We start from the raw sequence: 16,981 nt of genomic DNA on the forward strand, positions 1-16,981 counted from the left end.
ATACAAAGCCCCTGGCCCCCCAAAGGGCTGGTCATCGCATCCGGGCGTGGCTCAAAGCCGTTACCGCCTAAGTACTGGTGAGGACTGGTGAGACCGCCCACGCCACTCCAGCGCAGCTAAATCGAACCTAAGTGATGGGGCCCACAAATGACAAGTATTCTTTCCATCGGCGTTGATCAGCGTCATGTCCAGGTGCGGCGTAGACCAGCAGGTGAGAATGGGGCGAGTGGCAGGAGAGCCTAGAACAGCACGGTGGCGAACGTGCCCACCTGCCGGAAACCAACCCGCTCGTACGTGGCGCGGGCGCGCACGTTGAATCCGTTGACGTAGAGGCTCGTAATAGGAGCGATTTTCCTTGCCTGCTCCACAACGGCCGCCATGTAGCCGGAGCTGAGGCCCTGGCCGCGGTACAGCGGGTTCATCCAGACGCCCTGGACCTGGGTGACCTCCGAGGTGACGGCACCAAGTTCGGCTTTGAACACCACTTCATGGGCGTCGTTAAGGTGAACGAGGGAATGGCCTTGGCGGATCAGGCCTTCCACCCGCCGGCTGTAGAACTCCCTGCCGCCAAGGAAGGGGGAATAGCCCACTTCCTCCTCGAACATGGCCGCGCAGGCAGGAAGGATGCGGTCAAAATCGGCGAGGTATCCCAGACCGAGGCCGGGATCGGGCTGGATCGACGGCGGACCTTCAATAGTCATCAGGGGCTGCTCGGCGCGAACCTCGTGCGCCCGGTGGCCCAGTTCCACAAGTTCGGCGTGGAGGGCAAGGACCGACTCGGCAGGACCGAAGGCGGAGGCGTAGCGGCGTCCGGACCCATTGGCTGCCCGCGCAACGGCCCCGGCAAAATCGGGGTCCAGCTGGACCGGAACCAGGTTGGCCCCAGCCCAGCACGCTCCTACCAGCACGCCGTCGTCGAAGACGCCAATGACGCCGGCGCCGCCGCTGGTGGGAGCGGCGGTACCGGAAGCACGCAGGTGCGCAAGGATGAAGACGTTGGTTACCGGATCCTGCTGCGCCAGCATCCGGAGCGCGGCAGTATCCGTTCCGTCCAGCGTGCGGACAGAAATCCCCGGGGGGTCGGGTGCGTCCTTACGAGACGCTAACCACGGGGCTACCCTTGACAGCATCTTCGCCATCGGCCTCCCCCATCTCTTCCGCGATCCGCATGGCCTCTTCGATCAGTGTCTCAACAATCTGGCTCTCGGGCACAGTCTTGATGACTTCGCCCTTCACAAAAATCTGGCCCTTGCCGTTGCCGGAAGCCACGCCAAGATCAGCTTCGCGGGCCTCACCGGGACCGTTCACCACGCAACCCATGACGGCCACCCGCAGCGGAATCTCCATGCCTTCGAGTCCTGCCGTGACCTGCTCAGCGAGCGTGTACACATCCACCTGTGCGCGGCCGCAGGACGGGCAGGAAACGATTTCGAGCTTCCGCGGACGCAGGTTGAGGGACTGGAGAATCTGGTTGCCCACCTTGATCTCCTCCACCGGCGGAGCCGAGAGGGAAACGCGGATGGTGTCACCGATCCCCCGGGACAGGAGTGCGCCGAAGGCGGTGGCTGACTTGATGGTTCCCTGGAACGCCGGGCCGGCCTCGGTGACGCCAAGGTGCAGCGGCCAGTCGCCCTTCTCCGCCAGCATCTCGTACGCCGCCACCATGATCACCGGATCGTTGTGCTTGACGGAGATTTTGAAGTCGTGGAAGCCGTGCTCCTCGAACAGGGAGGCTTCCCAGACGGCGGATTCCACCAGTGCCTCCGGCGTGGCCTTGCCGTACTTCTTCAGGATGCCCGGTTCCAGCGAACCGGCGTTGACGCCGATCCTGATGGAGGTGCCATGGTCCCGGGCGGCCGCCGCGATTTCCTTGACCTGGTCGTCGAACTTGCGGATGTTGCCCGGGTTCACACGCACGGCGGCGCAACCGGCCTCAATCGCCGCGAAGACGTACTTGGGCTGGAAGTGGATGTCCGCGATGACCGGAATCTGCGACTTCCTGGCGATGATGGGCAATGCCTCGGCGTCATCGGCGGAAGGGCAGGCCACGCGCACAATGTCACAGCCGGACGCCGTGAGTTCCGCAATCTGCTGCAGGGTGGCGTTGATGTCCGTGGTGGGGGTTGTGGTCATGGACTGCACGCTGATGGGGAAGTCTGAGCCTACCCCTACTGAACCGACCTTGATCTGGCGGGTCTTACGGCGGGGGGCGAGGACGGGCGGCGGTGCTGACGGCATTCCCAGGCTGACCGAGGTCACGTGGACTCCTAGAGTTGAAAGGGTTTCGAAGCGGCTACGCGGTGAGGCCGGCGAGCACGCCGATGATGGGCGACCACTCCGTGATGCGGGTCCCGGCGATGACTCCGGCGGCGGCAAAGGGATCCTGCTTGAGGATTGAATTCAGGGCGGCTTCGTCTGCGGTCTTGAAAATCAGCAGCGCTCCGGCGCCGTCGCCGTACGGACCGCTGGCAAGGACGACACCATCCTGCGCAAGGCCCGCCAGCCATTCGCGGTGGGCTGGCCTGGCCTCGTTGCGGGCTTCGGTGGAATCGGCGGCGTAAACGTACTCAACGGCAAAAACTGTCATACCGCTACCCTATCGCCCCGCCTGCCCCAGCACCCATCCGGGAGCCCTGCCGGGCCGACGGGACTGCACAGTGCGCACGCCTCAGGAAAGGAACAGCACTTTAACCACCGCCGCCGTTCCGGCAGCCCACAGCATGGAGGTCAGTGTTCCGATGATGAAGCGTTCGGCTGCCACGGGCGTTTCCTTCAGCTCCGCGAACCTGCCCAGGCCCTTAATGGCCACGATGTAGGCGATGGCCACAGGTTGGCCGGTGAGGATTGCCAGGCACACGCCGAGCCGCTCCAGTACTCCAATAATTGCTCCGCCGCGGAGGATGCGCTGGCTGGAAACAGGGGGCATCCCAGCTGAAGCACCCGGTGACGGGGCGGCGGCTGCCGCTGTGAGCTCCCCGTCCACGTTTTGGGTTCCGGCACGGGGCGGGTCCACTGTCACGTCCGCGGCCGGGTCCTCGGTTGCCCTGCTGGCCTCCTCCGCAGCTCTGGCGGCATCGGCTTTGTCGTCGATGGTTCTGGCTACCCGGAACACCAGGGCGGTCACCGGCCAACCGGCGAAACCGGCCACGAGCAGCGCGGCCGTAACCCACAGTGCGGTCACTGGGCTGCCTCATTCCTGGTATGGACAGCCTGGAAGTGGGCGTGGTCCAAAAGCATCGCTGCTGCCGGCCTGGCTGCCCATTCTTCCTGCCAGCCGGAGCGAAGGACCGCCCGGCTCACTGATTGCTCCGTTATCCCCAACGAGTGGGCAACCTGCTTCTGGCTGCCATGCCGGCCCTCGCCGTCCTGGATCTCGCGCAGCCGGTCCACCACCCGCCACTGCGCCTCCGTGCGCTGCTGCACAACCCTTCCGATCAGGCGCAGCACCGCCTGGGCGTTTGCGCTGGCCATGGCACCTTCCTTTCCCTGGGACGGGAGGTCCCCACGGCCCATAATGCCCGCTACCACTGACAACGGAACCTGGCCCGCTGCACTTTTCGCCAGTTCCACAGCTTTGCGCGCTGCCACAAAGCCGCTGCCTGATCCCTCCCTGGGGCTGTTCCCCGGCGCCAGCTGTACGTTGCCTATCCCAATCCCGACGTACCAGTGGCCACTCCGAAGCGCGTGGAGTGCTATATCCACCACCTCTGCGGCGTTCTCCACAACGCCCTGGAGTTCGTCACCAACCGAGCGTTCGAAGGGTGCCGGCGTGAGGGTCCGGAGCGCGGAGATCAGGTCAGGGACCCGGTCGCGGTCCGAAGAGCTGCCGCGCTGGTCAATGGTCAGAACGTACATGCCATGACCCTAGACACCGGGCGGCACATAATCAATCGGTAATAGCTGATTATCCAATATCAGCCGTCAGAGGCTGATGAAAGCGAATCACCCTTAGCCGGTTTGCAACTCGCGCAAGGCGCTCGAAGGTCAGCCGAAGAGGTTGACGGGTTTGACGATGTCGGCGTAGATGAGGAGCGCGCTCATGCCCATCAGCAGGGCGGCCACCACATAGGTCACAGGGAGCAGCCTGGCAATGTCAAAGGCGCCTGGGTCAGGCTTGCCGAACAGTTTGGCCACTTGGCGCCGGGCCCCTTCGTAGAGCGCACCGGCTACGTGACCGCCGTCCAGCGGCAATAGCGGGATCAGGTTGAAGACCGCCAGGGCGAAGTTCAGCCCGGCCAGCAGTCCCACCAGGGTGGCCACCCGGGACTGTACGGGGATCTCCTCCATGGCGGCCACTTCACCGGCCACCCGGCCCACACCCACCACGCTGATGGGGCCGTTGGGGTCGCGGGGCTCCTCGCTGAAGGCGGCTTTCGCCACGCCTACCACCCGGGCGGGGAGGTTGAAGACCACTCCTGCCACCTGCCGGATGTTTTCGCCGGCCATGGGCAGAACGGACGACGCCGGCTGGGGCACCAGTTCTGTCTGCGCGCCAATGCCCAGGAAGCCGACGTCCTGGTAAAGGAGGGTGCCGGCGTCGTCCGTCGCCTGCCGGCCATCCGCACCGATGATGGGCCTGGCCGACAGTACCGGCGTCACGGTGGTGGAAACGCGGGCACCGTCCCGCTCCACCGTAATGGCTACTTCACGCCCTGCCGAAGCCCGGATCCATTCAGTCAACTGGTCCCAGCTGGTAACGGCTTTCCCGTCAAAGGAAGTGATGGTGTCGTTGGGTTTCAGGCCTGCGGCCGCGGCCGGCGTAAGCTGGCAGTCCGCTGAATCCGGGTCAATGGTTTCGCCCGCCGCCACCTGGCATTTGGAGACGTCCGAGATGGTGGTGGTGGCGGTGGCCATGCCAAAGCCCATCAGCAGGACAGCGGTCAGCACCACGCCGAGGACCATGTTCATGGCCGGGCCGCCCAGCATCACGATGATCTTTTTCCATACGGGAAGCCGGTAAAACACCCGGTTTTCATCACCCGGGCCAACTTCCTCCTGGGCGGCGGACCGTGCTTCCGTTGCCAGCGTCTGGAACATTCCCGTGCTGGAGGGCCTGACGGATCCGTCCTCCTGGTTGGGCGGGTACATCCCGATCATGGAGACGTAACCGCCCAGCGGAATGGCCTTCACGCCGTACTCCGTCTCGCCTTTCCGCCGTGACCAGAGTGTGGGGCCAAACCCGATCATGTACTTGGTGACGCGGACCCTGAAGAGCTTGGCGGGCACGAGGTGGCCCACTTCGTGGAGCGCGATGGAGGCAGCGATGCCGATGGCCACAAAGACGACACCGAGGATAAAGAGGAAAACGGGGGTCATGGAGGTACTTGCTGCTTCCTAGAGACTGCTGACTGCTAAACGTTCATTGGCGCGTGCGCGTGCCCAGCTTTCAGCATCCAGCACAGTTTCCACTGTCAGCCCGGAGGAGCCTGAATGTTCGCTGAGGACGGCGGCCACGGTGTCCACAATGTCCGTGAACCTGATCCGGCCGGCATGGAAGGCCGTCACGGCTTCCTCGTTGGCGGCGTTAAACACGGCGGGAAAGGTGCTGCCCCGTTTGGCCGCGTCCTTGGCAAGGTCAACGGCAGGGAAGGCAGCCACGTCCAGGGGCTCGAAAGTCCACGTGGACGCCTGGGTCCAGTCGCAGGCCGCGGCGGCGTTGGGCACCCTGTCCGGCCAGCCCAGCCCCAGGGCGATCGGGAGGCGCATGTCCGGCGGGGACGCCTGGGCAATGATCGACCCGTCGATGAACTGGACCATGGAGTGAACCACGGACTGGGGATGCACCACCACATCGATCCGTTCCAGCGGCACGTCGAACAGCAGGTGTGCCTCTATCACTTCCAGTCCCTTGTTGACGAGGGTGGCAGAGTTGGTGGTGACCATGACGCCCATGTCCCAGGTGGGGTGTGCCAGTGCCTCGTGCGGAGCGACATCGTGGAGTTCCGCCCTGGTCCTGCCGCGGAAAGGGCCGCCCGAGGCTGTGAGGATGAGTTTGTCCACCTCGGCCGCCGACCCCGAGCGCAGGCACTGGGCGATAGCCGAGTGCTCGGAGTCCACGGGGACAATCTGGCCTTCCCGTGCCGCCGCTTTCACCAGAGAGCCGCCAACAATAAGCGATTCCTTGTTGGCGAGGGCGAGGGTGGCGCCTGACTTGAGGGCCGCCAAAGTCGGTGCCAGGCCGATGGAACCGGTGATTCCGTTAAGCACCACGTCTGCCTGGACCTCTGCGATCCGGGTGGATGCATCCGGTCCTGCGACGATCTCCGGCCGGTAGCCGTGCCTGCCGGCCGCGGCGGCGGCCTCCCCGATCAACAGTGCGAGGCGTCGGGGGTCGCCGCCGGCAATGCCCACAGCCGCGGCTCCCGTGTGCACCGCCTGCTGCGCGAGGAGCTCCAGGTTGCCTCCCCCGGCACTGAGTGCCACCACCTCGAAAAGATGCGGGGCGCCGTCGACGACGTCAATCGCCTGGGTGCCGATGGAGCCGGTGGATCCAAGGAGGGCGATCTTGCGTGGCTGCATTGCTTAAGTATTGCGCACCATCCTTGGCCCGCTGCGCCTTGACCCCGGGTGGCCGGGCGTAACGTGGACTCCGTGGACTGGCTCTCGTGGTTTGATGCGCCGGAATACGAGTTCGCCCGGCAGGTGCTGCAGCGCGGCGTGGCAGCACTGTATTTCGTTGCGTTCCTGTCCTCACTGAACCAGTTCCCCGCGCTGCTGGGCGAGCGGGGCCTCCTTCCGGCGCCTGAGTACCTGTCCGGTTTCAGCCGTTTGCGCCGGCCCACCCTATTCCGCTGGCGGTACTCGGACCGGCTGCTGCGCTGGGTCTGCGCGGCAGGGCTTGTGGTGTCGGCGCTGCTGGTGGCGGGCATCCCGCAGCAGGGTCCGCCTTGGGTTCCCCTCATTGCGTTCCTGAGCCTGTGGCTGCTCTACATGTCCATTGTGAACGTGGGCCAGACCTTCTACGGCTTCGGCTGGGAGATGCTGCTCCTCGAGGCGGGCTTCACCGTGGCCTTCCTGGGGTCGGACCAGACCGACCCGCCGCGCACCATCCTGATCCTGATCGTGTGGCTGGTGTTCCGGCTCGAGTTTGGCGCCGGCATGATCAAAATCCGCGGCGGCCGTGAATGGCGCGACCTCACCGCCCTGTACTACCACCACGAAACCCAGCCCATGCCGGGGCCATTGAGCCGGCAGGCGCATCTGCTGCCCAAACCGCTCCACAAAGTTGAAGTCCTCGGCAACCATTTCGCCCAGCTGGTGGTGCCCTTTTTCCTGTTCGCGCCGCAGCCGGTGGCCAGCGTCGCGGCGGCGGTGGTCATCCTCACCCAGCTGTGGCTGGTGGCCACCGGCAACTTCGCCTGGCTGAACTGGATCGCCATTGTGCTGGCGTTCGCCGCGGTGAGCGACCCGGTGGCGCATGCTGTCCTGCCGGTCATCCCGCTGGACTGGCACGGCGAAGCCGCCGCGGGCAGGGAGACACCGCTGTGGTGGCTGGTCATCACGCTGGCCGTCACCCTTTTGCTGCTGGTGCTCAGCTACTGGCCCCTGCGCAACCTGTTCTCCAGCCGGCAACTCATGAACGCCAGCTTCAACCGGTGGCAGCTGGTCAACACCTACGGTGCGTTCGGTTCAGTAACCAGGAAGCGCATCGAGATCGTGGTGGAAGGCACGCTGGAGGAGGACCCGGACAGTTCCGCCAAGTGGCAGGAGTACGGCTTCAAGGGCAAGCCGGGCGATGTCCGCAGGGTGCCGCGCCAGTGGGCGCCGTACCACCTCCGGCTGGACTGGCTGATGTGGTTCCTGCCGCTGCGGAGCGTCCATGAGGAGTGGTTCTACGCTTTCCTCGGCAAACTGCTGGAAGCGGACCGCCCCACGCTGCGGCTGCTTCGCCAGGACCCGTTCGACGGCGTGCCGCCGCACTGGGTGCGCGTCCGCAGCTACCACTACCGGTTTGCGACGCGTCAGGAATTCCGGGAGACCGGGGACCGGTGGGTGCGGACGTTGCTCCACGAGCCGATTCCCCCGGTTTCGCTGCGGAAATCGAGCGGACGCAAACGTTAGGCGTGCTCCCCTGCACGGCGGATAACTGCCTCGGCGTGCCGGAGGATGGGCCCGTCAACCATGTGGCCGTTGTATTGGAAAACGCCCTGTCCTGCCGCCGCCGCGGCCTGGAGCAGCGCTGCGGCAGCCGAGACCTCCGCTTCCGAGGGCGCATAGGTCCCCCGCACCACTGCTGCCTGGCTGGGATGGATGCATGCCTTGGAACCGAAGCCTGACGCCACCGCATCCGCCGCTTCCGCCGCCAGGCCCGCCAGGTCCGGAATGTTGGTGTAGACGGCGTCCACCGCTTCCTTGCCGAAGGCCCGTGCGGCGAGCAGGACTGAGGACCGGGCGTGGAGCGCGACGGCCCGGTAGCCGCCATCGTCCGTCCTGCTGGAGTTCCCGCCCAGTGACGCCAGCAGGTCCTCAGCTCCCCACATCAGGGCCACTACGTTGGGGGCCGCGGCGATTGCCGGGGCGTTGAGGACGCCGGCGGCCGTTTCACACAGTGCAATCACCTGGTAGCGGGCCAGGGCATCCACCTGCGCGGTGCTCTCGGCTTTCGCGAGCATCACGGTTTTGTAGGGCGTGTGGGCCAGGCAGTGCAGGTCCTTCTCGAATTCTTCGCTCCCGGCAGGGTTTACCCGGATAATGGTCCGGCTCGGGTCCAGCTCGGGCACGTCGCCGGCAGCACCGAGCTGCGCAAGGATGGCACCGCGGGCGCGTTGTTTGTCCGCCGGGGCGACGGCGTCCTCAAGGTCCAGAATGACGGCGTCGGCGCGGGTGGCGGCTTTCTGGTAGCGCTCAGGCCGGTCCGCCGGGCAGAAAAGCAGGGCAGGTCCCATCACAAAGGTCATACCGGTATTGTCCCCTCTCCCGGGCCGGGCTGCCGAGCGTGCGCGTCCCGCGTCCACATCAGGCAACTGCGCTTCGCCAGTGCAACCACGGTGCCGTCCTGGTTGCGGCCGGTGTGTTCCATGCTGACGATGCCCTGGCCGGGGCGGGATGACGAGAGCCGTTTCCCGGCGATCACCGTCTCGGTGTAAAGGGTGTCGCCGTGGTACAGCGGGTGCGGGAAGGAGACGTCGGTGAGGCCCAGTTGGGCGATGATGGTGCCCTGGGTGAGCTGGGAAACGGACTGGCCCACCATGGTGGCGAGGGTGAACATGGAGTTCACCAGCCGCTGGCCGAAAGGCTGGCCTGCGCTCCAGGCAGCGTCGAGGTGCAGCGCCTGGGTGTTCATTGTCAGCGTGGTGAACAGGACGTTGTCCGCTTCCGTGACGGTCCGGCCGGGACGGTGGGCGTACAGCACGCCCTCCTCCAGCTCATCGAAGTACAGTCCGCGCTGCTCGATCTGGCGCAGCCCGTCGCCGGAATTCCTGCCGCCCCTCATACAGTCAGTTCCCGGTCTTCCTCGAAAAGCTCGGCACCGGTGGCCGCTGCCACGTCCTCCACGGAAACGTTGGGCGCCAGTTCCCGGAGTACCAGGCGCGAGCCTGCTGAGTCGACGACGTCGATGACTGCCAGGTCCGTGATGATCCGGTCCACGCAGCCTTTGCCCGTCAGGGGCAGGGAGCACTGCCGGACGATCTTCGGGTTCCCGTTGCGGTCCACGTGCTCCATCATCACGATGACCTTCTTGGCGCCGAACACCAGGTCCATGGCCCCGCCCATTCCCTTGACCATCTTGCCCGGAATCATCCAGTTGGCGAGATCGCCGTTCTCGGCCACCTCCATGGCACCGAGTACGGCGACATCCACGTGCCCGCCGCGGATCATTCCGAAGGAAGTTGCCGAGTCGAAGAAGGCAGCCCCCTTGTTGACCGTGACAGTTTCCTTGCCGGCGTTGATCAGGTCCGGGTCTACGGCATCCTCCGCCGGATAAGGTCCGACGCCGAGAATCCCGTTTTCGGAATGGAGCACCACTTCCACCCCGGCAGGGATGTAGTTGGGAATGAGGGTTGGCATGCCGATGCCCAGGTTGACGTACTGGCCGTTGCTGAGCTCCCGGGCCACCCGGGCGGCCAGTTCGTTCCGCGTCCAGCCCTTGGTTTGGGACGTGTCCCGTCCGTCGCCCGGGGCGTCGTGTTGGGAGGCTGCGCGGCGGTACTCCGGACGTACGCCTTCAGGCCGTGGCGCGTAGGGGCTGTTCGGGTCCATGGCTATGCTCCTGCCTGCTGGTTGAGGGCGACGGTCCGCTTTTCAATCCGCTTTTCGGCGTCCGGGGCCAGCACTACCCGCTGGACGAAAATCCCCGGTGTGTGGATGTGTTCGGGGTCCAGCTCGCCCGGTTCCACCAGTTCCTCCACCTCCGCGATGGTGATCCGCCCGGCCATGGCGCACAGCGGGTTGAAGTTCATGGCGGTGGCGTGGAAGACCAGGTTTCCGTGGCGGTCGCCCTTCCAGGCGTGGACCAGGCCAAAGTCCGGGGTCAGGGCCTCCTCCAGCACGTAATCGACCCCGGCGAAGGTGCGCACCTCCTTCGGGGCCGAAGCGATGGCGATCCCGCCGTGGGCGTCGTATTTCTGCGGCAGGCCGCCGTCGGACACCTGGGTGCCTACGCCGGCCTTGGTGAAAAAGGCCGGGATGCCGGCGCCGCCTGCCCGGAGTTTCTCTGCAAGGGTGCCCTGCGGAGTGAGCACCACCTCAAGCTCACCGGCCAGGTACTGGCGGGCGAACTCCTTGTTCTCGCCGACGTAGGAGCTGATGGTCCGGCGGATCCGGCCGTCCCGAAGCAGTATGCCCAGGCCCCAGTCGTCCACGCCGCAGTTGTTGCTCACCGTTTCCAGTTCCGTTGTTCCGGCCCGGTGCAGCGCGTCAATGAGGGACACCGGGATGCCGCACAAACCGAAGCCCCCCACGGCCAGGGAGGCGCCGTCCGGGATGTCCGCTACAGCCTCCTCTGCGGTGGCAACAACCTTATCTATCATCGGTAATCCCTTCAGGCCGGCTCGGTTCCATGGGGCAAGCGCCCGGTACTACAGACCCAGTTCGCGGGCAATCAGCATCAACTGGACCTCCGTGGTGCCCTCCCCCACTTCAAGGATCTTGGAGTCGCGGTAATGGCGTGCCACGGTGAACTCATTGATGAAGCCATAGCCGCCGAACACCTGGGTGGCATCCCGCGCGTTGTCCATGGCCGCCTCGCCTGCGACCATCTTAGCGATGGCCGCCTGGGTCTTGAACGGCTTTCCGGCCAGCATGCGGAACGCCGCGTCGTAGTAAGCCAGGCGGGCGGTATGGGCCCTTGCCTCCATGCGGGCGATCTTGAATGAGATCGCCTGGTACTTGCCAATTTGGTTGCCGAAGGCGCTCCGTTCCTTCGCGTATTTGACCGACAGATCCACGCAGCCCTGGGCGGCGCCGGTGGCCAAGGCTGCGATCGCGATGCGGCCCTCATCGAGGATGGACAGGAAGTTGGCGTAGCCGCGGCCCTCCACCCCCAGCAGGTTCGACTCCGGGACACGCACGTCCTTCAGCGTCAGCGGGTGGGTGTCCGAGGCGTTCCAGCCCACCTTGTTGTACGGCTTCTCCGCTTTGAAGCCTTCCGTGTCCGTGGGGACCAGGATGGTGGATATTTCCTTTTGGATGCCGCCGTCCGCGCGTTCCTTCTGTCCGGTGACGGCTGTGACCGTGACAAGCCGGGTGATGTCCGTGCCGGAGTTGGTGATGAACTCCTTGTTGCCGTTGATCACCCATTGCCCTGCCTCACGCCGGGCGGAGGTCTTGGTGCCGCCGGCGTCGGATCCCGCCTCCGGTTCGGTCAGGCCGAAGCCCGCGAGCGCCTGGCCGGACGCCAGCAGGGGCAGCCACTCCTGCTTCTGTTCCCCGGTTCCGAAGCGGTAGATCGGCATGGCGCCGAGGGACACGCCTGCCTCGAGGGTGATGGCAACGGACTGGTCCACCCGGCCCAGCTGCTCCAGTGCCAGGGCAAGGGCGAAGTAGTCCCCGCCCATGCCGCCGAATTCCTCGGGGAAGGGCAGTCCGAACAGCCCCATTTCCGCCATCTGCTTCACTACCCCGTAGGGGAAGCTGTGCTCTTCGTCGTGCTTGGCCGATACCGGGGCAACCACGTTGTCCGCGAAGTCCCGGACTGTGTCGCTGAGGTCCTGGTATTCCTCGCTGAGTTCAAAACCTGCCATGTCTAGGCTCCTTTGCCATCTGAAGGGGTGTCGTGTGGCTGTTCTGCGGCGGCCTCCGGGTGGGTGGCGTGGATGGTGGCCAGGACCTGGTCTGCCTTGACGGGGTCCCCCGGCCGGATACTGAGGTGGACCGTTCCGTCCAGCGGTGCCAGCAAATGGTGTTCCATCTTCATCGCCTCCACCGACGCCAGCACCTGCCCGGCCACCACGGCCTCTCCGTCGCTGACCGCGACGGACACCACGGTCCCCGGCATTGGGGAGCGGACGGCGGGATCGGCGGCGCCCTCCTCCCGGTGGACAGCTGCCAGGACCCGTTCCAGCCGTGACTCACGGGTGAGTATTTCCAGCCGGCAGGACCAGCCTTCATTGCCCAGGAACAGTTCCGCCGGTACTCCTGCAACCGGGTGGTCATTGTTAGGTGTCACCGGCCCACGGAAGACCGGTGCTACGGCGTAGGTGGTGCTCTGGCCGTCGAGGGTCAGCACGGCGGCGCGGGGGGAAAGGTACTCCAGCCGCGCCGGTCGCGCGGGCCCGCTGTCCACAGCCACGAGGACAGTGCCGCCGGGGGTCCTGCCTCCCGCGGGCACAGTGCCAAGCGCAGTACCGTCTGGTGATGCGCCGCTGATGCTTACGGTTGCCACGCCGCCGTCGGGCGTTCCCAAACTGATGCGGCGGGGTGCAGGTGCTCCCAGCCGCCAGCCATTGCGTGCCTGCCAGAGGCCGGGCGCGGGGGGCGTATTGTTCTGTGCCTCGGCACCGACGGTGAGGAGTGCCGCCGCCACCAGTTCGGCGTCGGCGACCCGGCGGAAGGTCAGCTTGGGCAGTTTGCGCTCTATCAGTCCGGTATCGAGGCGGCCGGCGCGGACGTCGGGATCATTGATCAGCAACCGCAGGTACTCCACATTGGTGTCCAGTCCCAGTGCGGTATAGCCTGCCAGGGCGGTATCAAGGGTGGCCAGGGCTGCCGCGCGGTCCTCGCCCCAGGCGATGAGCTTGGACATCATGGGGTCGTAGCTGGCCGAGAGCTCCAGCCCCTCCACCAGGGACGAGTCCACCCGCACCAGGCCGTTGCCGGCAGTGACCTGGGTTTGGGAAGGGGCGCTGGGGCGCCTTGGCCCACCGGGCAGTTCGTCCAGCAGGAGCAACGTGCCTGTGGACGGAAGGAAGTTCTTCTCGGGCACCTCGGCGTAAACCCGGGCTTCCACTGCGTGACCGTTAAGTCCGACGGCGGCCTGCCGGACGGTGAGTTCCTCGCCCGCGGCGATCCGCACCTGCCACTCGACGAGGTCGATGCCGGTGACCATCTCGGTGACCGGGTGTTCCACCTGCAGCCGTGTGTTCATCTCCATGAAATAGAACTCCTCCGGCGAATCGTCGGAGACGAGGAACTCCACGGTTCCGGCGCCGCTGTAGTTGACGCTGCGGGCTGCGTTGCACGCGGCTTCGCCGATGCGGGCACGGATGGCGGCGCCTGCCGGGAGTGCTTCAAGCAGCGGTGAAGGAGCCTCTTCGATAACCTTTTGGTGCCGCCGCTGCAACGAGCATTCGCGCTCGCCGAGGTGGATGACGTTGCCGTGGTTGTCGGCCAGGACCTGCACCTCGATGTGCCGCGGGGTGGACACCAGGCGCTCCAGGAACAGGGTGTCGTCGCCGAAGGCACTTGCCGCCACCCTTCGCGCCGTGGCCAGTGCCGGCACCAGGTCTTCCTGGCGTTCCACCTCGTGCATGCCTTTGCCGCCCCCGCCCGCTGAGGGTTTGATCAGGAGGGGAAACCCCACGGCCCCGGCAGCCTGTGCCAGTTGGTGGTCGGTCATTCCCGGTTGGGCAACCCCGGGGACCACGGGAACGCCGTATCCGGCCACGTGGTTCTTGGACCGGATCTTGTCCCCCATCACATTCAGGGCCTCCACACCGGGTCCGATGAAGGTAATGCCTGCCTGGTCCAGTGCGCGGGCAAAGTCCACGTTCTCGCTGAGGAAGCCATAGCCCGGGTGCACTGCTTCGGCCCCTGTCTTGCGGCACGCCTCGATAATGGCTTCGATCTTCAGGTAGCTCTCGGTGGCAGCGGCCGGGCCAATCCGGACGGCAGTGTCAGCTTCGCGGACGTGCCGGGCGCCGGCGTCGGCATCGCTGTACACCGCGACTGACCGGATACCCAGGGCGCGCAGCGTCCGGATGACGCGGCTTGCGATCTCGCCGCGGTTGGCCACGAGGACGGTGTCGAAGAGTGCATCCTGTTTTGGCGGTGCCGTGGCGGATGCTTCCGCGCGGGCGGCCGGCGATAGTGGCATGGTCACTGGGCTCACATCCTGAAGAGGCCGAAGGAGGTTTCCGGCAGCGGGGCGCGGGACACCACGTCCAGTGCCAGCCCCAAGACGGTACGGGTGTCCACGGGATCGATCACGCCGTCATCCCACAGGCGGGCGGTGGAGTAATAGGGGCTGCCCTGGTCCTCGTACTGCCGGCGGATGGGCGCCTTGAAGTTTTCCTCGTCCTCAGCCGACCACTCCTGGCCGGCTGCCTCGTACTGCTCCCGCTTCACGGTGGCCAGGACGCTGGAGGCCTGATTGCCGCCCATCACGGAAATCCGGGCGGCGGGCCACATCCACAGGAACCGCGGCGAATAGGCGCGGCCACACATCGAGTAGTTGCCGGCACCGAACGAGCCTCCGATCACCACCGTCAGCTTGGGCACACGGGCTGTCGCCACGGCGGTGACCATCTTGGCCCCGTTCTTCGCGATGCCGCCCTGCTCCGAATCCTTGCCCACCATAAAACCGGAGATGTTTTGCAGGAACAGAAGCGGGATTCCACGCTGGTCGCACAGTTCAATGAAGTGCGCGCCCTTGAGGGACGATTCGCTGAACAGGACGCCGTTGTTGGCCACGATCCCCACCGGGTGCCCGTGCAGCCTGGCGAAGCCTGTCACCAAGGTGGTGCCGTACTCCTTTTTGAATTCGTGGAACCGGCCGCCGTCCACCAGCCTGGCGATCACCTCATGGACGTCGTACGGGGCGTTGACGTCCGTTGGAACAGCGCCGTAGATCCCGCCAGGATCTGCTGCGGGTTCGACGGCGTCAGCCACCTCCCACACCGGTGGTGCCGGCGGCGGCAGGGTGGCCACGATGTCCCGGATGATCTGCAGCGCGTGTTCGTCGTTTTCGGCCAGGTGGTCCGTCACGCCGGAGATCCTGGAGTGCACTTCCCCGCCGCCGAGTTCCTCAGGAGTGACAATTTCACCGATCGCGGCCTTCACCAGCGGCGGCCCGCCCAGGAAGATGGTGCCCTGGTTCCGGACGATTACGGTCTCGTCACTCATGGCCGGAACGTAGGCACCGCCGGCAGTGCAGGAGCCCATGACCGAGGCGATCTGGGGAATCTTGGCCGCCGAGAGCCTGGCCTGGTTATAGAAGATCCGGCCAAAGTGGTCCCGGTCCGGGAAAACCTCATCCTGCTTGGGCAGGAAGGCCCCACCGGAGTCCACCAGGTAGATGCAGGGCAGCCGGTTTTCGAAGGCGATTTCCTGGGCCCGCAGGTGCTTCTTCACGGTCATCGGATAGTACGTTCCGCCCTTGACGGTGGCGTCATTGGAAATCACCAGCACATGCCTGCCGTGAACCAGCCCGATCCCCGCAATCACGCCGGCGCCGGGGGCCTCATCGTTGTACATCCCGGTGGCGGCCAGTGGCGCAATTTCGAGGAAGGGGCTGCCGTCGTCGAGCAGCTGGTCGATGCGTTGGCGGGGCAGGAGCTTTCCCCGGGCCACGTGGCGTTGCCTGGACTTTTCGGGCCCGCCCAGGGCGGCGTCGGCCAGCTTTTTCCGCAGCTCCTCGGCGAGCGCCAGCTGCTCGGCGCGGTTGGACGCAAAGGCCTCGGCCGTTGCGTCAAGCCGGGTGGCAAGGGTCTCCATTGACGGTCCGTTCCTGTTCCGGTCCGAGCTGTCCAAGCAACTCGGTTAGCGCCCAATAACTGAAAATCAGGTTAGTTTGTATTAACTGTGAAGTCCAACACATACCGCTCTGGCTGACGCCGCGGGGCCGAGGAGGAAACGTGGCCGGCACCGACGCCACCAAGACGGGCGGACGAGGATCCTCGATCCAGTCCCCGGCTGCGGATCCGGGTCCGGCAGGCGTTACCGCCGGCCGGCCCGAACCAGCCACCCAGCGCGTCCCGTCAACGCAGCGCGTCCAGTCAACGCAGCGCGGCAAGGCCAAGGAAAACCGCCGCCAGGCGCTGCTGTCCGCCGCGGCTTCGCTGTTCGCCGTCAACGGGTTCAACCGGGTATCCCTTGAAGACCTTGGAGCAGCGGCAGGAGTCAGTGGCCCGGCCGTTTACCGTCACTTTCCGGGCAAGCAGGCCGTCCTTGCCGACCTGCTGGTGACCGTCAGCCAGGAACTGCTGGACGGCGGCCGTGACGTTGTTGACCAAAATCCTGATCCCGCCTCCGCCCTGCGGCGCCTGGTGGAGTTCCAGGTGGACTTCGCCCTCGGCAAGCCTGACGTCATCCGGGTACAGGACCGGGACTTCAGCAACCTGTCCGAGCAGGACCAGACAGCCGTGCGTACGCTTCAGCTGAATTACGTCGAAGTCTGGGTGGACGTGCTCGCCCGGCTGCATCCGGACACGGACATCGCGGAGCTGCGGATGCGGGCGCACGCCACGTTCGGACTGATCAACTCCACGCCGCACTCGGTCCGCAGCCACGGCCGGAAGGTGGCGGCACGAACCGCCCGTCCCCTGCTGGAGGGCATGGCTTTGGCTGCGCTGCTGGTGGAGGTCCCGCAGGGCTCCCCGTAAGG

At 65.8% G+C, this 16,981-nt stretch carries 16 protein-coding genes; 2 read left to right on the forward strand and 14 right to left on the reverse strand.

Annotated elements, in window-relative coordinates; translation table 11 throughout:
* Positions 1-239: 239 nt before the first annotated feature.
* The 7 genes from AC5RVN_RS06970 to dxr form a co-directional block, all read right to left on the reverse strand.
* Positions 240-1,130 (reverse strand): GNAT family N-acetyltransferase, encoded by an 891-nt coding sequence (locus AC5RVN_RS06970; protein WP_494137703.1) that lies wholly within the window; start codon positions 1,128-1,130, stop codon positions 240-242.
* The gene (ispG, locus tag AC5RVN_RS06975) at positions 1,093-2,259 is read right to left on the reverse strand and encodes a flavodoxin-dependent (E)-4-hydroxy-3-methylbut-2-enyl-diphosphate synthase (RefSeq protein WP_494040878.1); all 1,167 of its coding nucleotides are present in this window, start codon (positions 2,257-2,259) and stop codon (positions 1,093-1,095) included. Before ispG ends, AC5RVN_RS06970 begins: the two co-directional genes overlap by 38 nt.
* A 34-nt stretch (positions 2,260-2,293) precedes the next feature.
* Positions 2,294-2,587 (reverse strand): YciI family protein, encoded by a 294-nt coding sequence (locus AC5RVN_RS06980; RefSeq protein WP_494040879.1) that lies wholly within the window; start codon positions 2,585-2,587, stop codon positions 2,294-2,296.
* Between the two features lie 81 nt (positions 2,588-2,668).
* Entirely contained in the window at positions 2,669-3,181 is a 513-nt protein-coding gene (locus tag AC5RVN_RS06985) for a hypothetical protein (protein WP_494104708.1), read from the reverse strand.
* Positions 3,178-3,855 (reverse strand): MarR family transcriptional regulator, encoded by a 678-nt coding sequence (locus AC5RVN_RS06990; protein ID WP_494040881.1) that lies wholly within the window; start codon positions 3,853-3,855, stop codon positions 3,178-3,180. Before AC5RVN_RS06990 ends, AC5RVN_RS06985 begins: the two co-directional genes overlap by 4 nt.
* A 129-nt stretch (positions 3,856-3,984) precedes the next feature.
* Positions 3,985-5,316, reverse strand: coding sequence for a M50 family metallopeptidase (locus AC5RVN_RS06995; protein ID WP_494137473.1), 1,332 nt, complete (start codon positions 5,314-5,316; stop codon positions 3,985-3,987).
* Between the two features lie 18 nt (positions 5,317-5,334).
* Positions 5,335-6,519, reverse strand: coding sequence for a 1-deoxy-D-xylulose-5-phosphate reductoisomerase (dxr, locus tag AC5RVN_RS07000; RefSeq protein ID WP_494137474.1), 1,185 nt, complete (start codon positions 6,517-6,519; stop codon positions 5,335-5,337).
* Positions 6,520-6,591: 72 nt separating this feature from the next.
* Here dxr and AC5RVN_RS07005 point away from each other — a divergent pair, with 72 nt between their 5' ends.
* Entirely contained in the window at positions 6,592-8,061 is a 1,470-nt protein-coding gene (locus AC5RVN_RS07005) for a lipase maturation factor family protein (RefSeq protein ID WP_494104738.1), read from the forward strand.
* On the opposite strand, the gene AC5RVN_RS07010 is transcribed toward AC5RVN_RS07005, so the two are convergent.
* The 7 genes from AC5RVN_RS07010 to AC5RVN_RS07040 are packed head-to-tail and all read right to left on the reverse strand — an operon-like array spanning position 8,058 to position 16,092.
* Positions 8,058-8,897 carry an HpcH/HpaI aldolase/citrate lyase family protein gene (locus AC5RVN_RS07010; protein WP_494137475.1) on the reverse strand — a complete coding sequence of 280 codons (840 nt, stop codon included), beginning with the start codon at positions 8,895-8,897 and terminating at the stop codon, positions 8,058-8,060. The genes AC5RVN_RS07005 and AC5RVN_RS07010 overlap by 4 nt on opposite strands.
* Complete coding sequence (locus AC5RVN_RS07015) at positions 8,894-9,433, reverse strand: MaoC family dehydratase (protein WP_494104705.1); 540 nt, start codon at positions 9,431-9,433, stop codon at positions 8,894-8,896. Before AC5RVN_RS07015 ends, AC5RVN_RS07010 begins: the two co-directional genes overlap by 4 nt.
* Positions 9,430-10,200 (reverse strand): CoA transferase subunit B, encoded by a 771-nt coding sequence (locus tag AC5RVN_RS07020; RefSeq protein ID WP_494104704.1) that lies wholly within the window; start codon positions 10,198-10,200, stop codon positions 9,430-9,432. The genes AC5RVN_RS07015 and AC5RVN_RS07020 overlap by 4 nt, the downstream gene beginning before the upstream one ends.
* A gap of 2 nt (positions 10,201-10,202) precedes the next feature.
* On the reverse strand, positions 10,203-10,970 hold the full coding sequence (locus tag AC5RVN_RS07025; RefSeq protein WP_494040887.1) for a CoA transferase subunit A: 768 nt from the start codon (positions 10,968-10,970) through the stop codon (positions 10,203-10,205).
* Between the two features lie 48 nt (positions 10,971-11,018).
* Positions 11,019-12,182 carry an acyl-CoA dehydrogenase family protein gene (locus AC5RVN_RS07030; protein WP_494137476.1) on the reverse strand — a complete coding sequence of 388 codons (1,164 nt, stop codon included), beginning with the start codon at positions 12,180-12,182 and terminating at the stop codon, positions 11,019-11,021.
* Positions 12,183-12,184: 2 nt separating this feature from the next.
* Positions 12,185-14,473, reverse strand: a complete 2,289-nt coding sequence (locus tag AC5RVN_RS07035; RefSeq protein ID WP_494137704.1) for an acetyl/propionyl/methylcrotonyl-CoA carboxylase subunit alpha — start codon at positions 14,471-14,473, stop codon at positions 12,185-12,187.
* A gap of 11 nt (positions 14,474-14,484) precedes the next feature.
* The gene (locus AC5RVN_RS07040) at positions 14,485-16,092 is read right to left on the reverse strand and encodes a carboxyl transferase domain-containing protein (RefSeq protein WP_494137477.1); all 1,608 of its coding nucleotides are present in this window, start codon (positions 16,090-16,092) and stop codon (positions 14,485-14,487) included.
* 185 nt (positions 16,093-16,277) lie between these two features.
* Here AC5RVN_RS07040 and AC5RVN_RS07045 point away from each other — a divergent pair, with 185 nt between their 5' ends.
* Entirely contained in the window at positions 16,278-16,979 is a 702-nt protein-coding gene (locus AC5RVN_RS07045) for an SACE_7040 family transcriptional regulator (RefSeq protein WP_494137705.1), read from the forward strand.
* The last annotated feature ends 2 nt before the right edge of the window (positions 16,980-16,981 follow it).

The organism is Arthrobacter sp. sptzw32 (genome assembly GCF_059089735.1).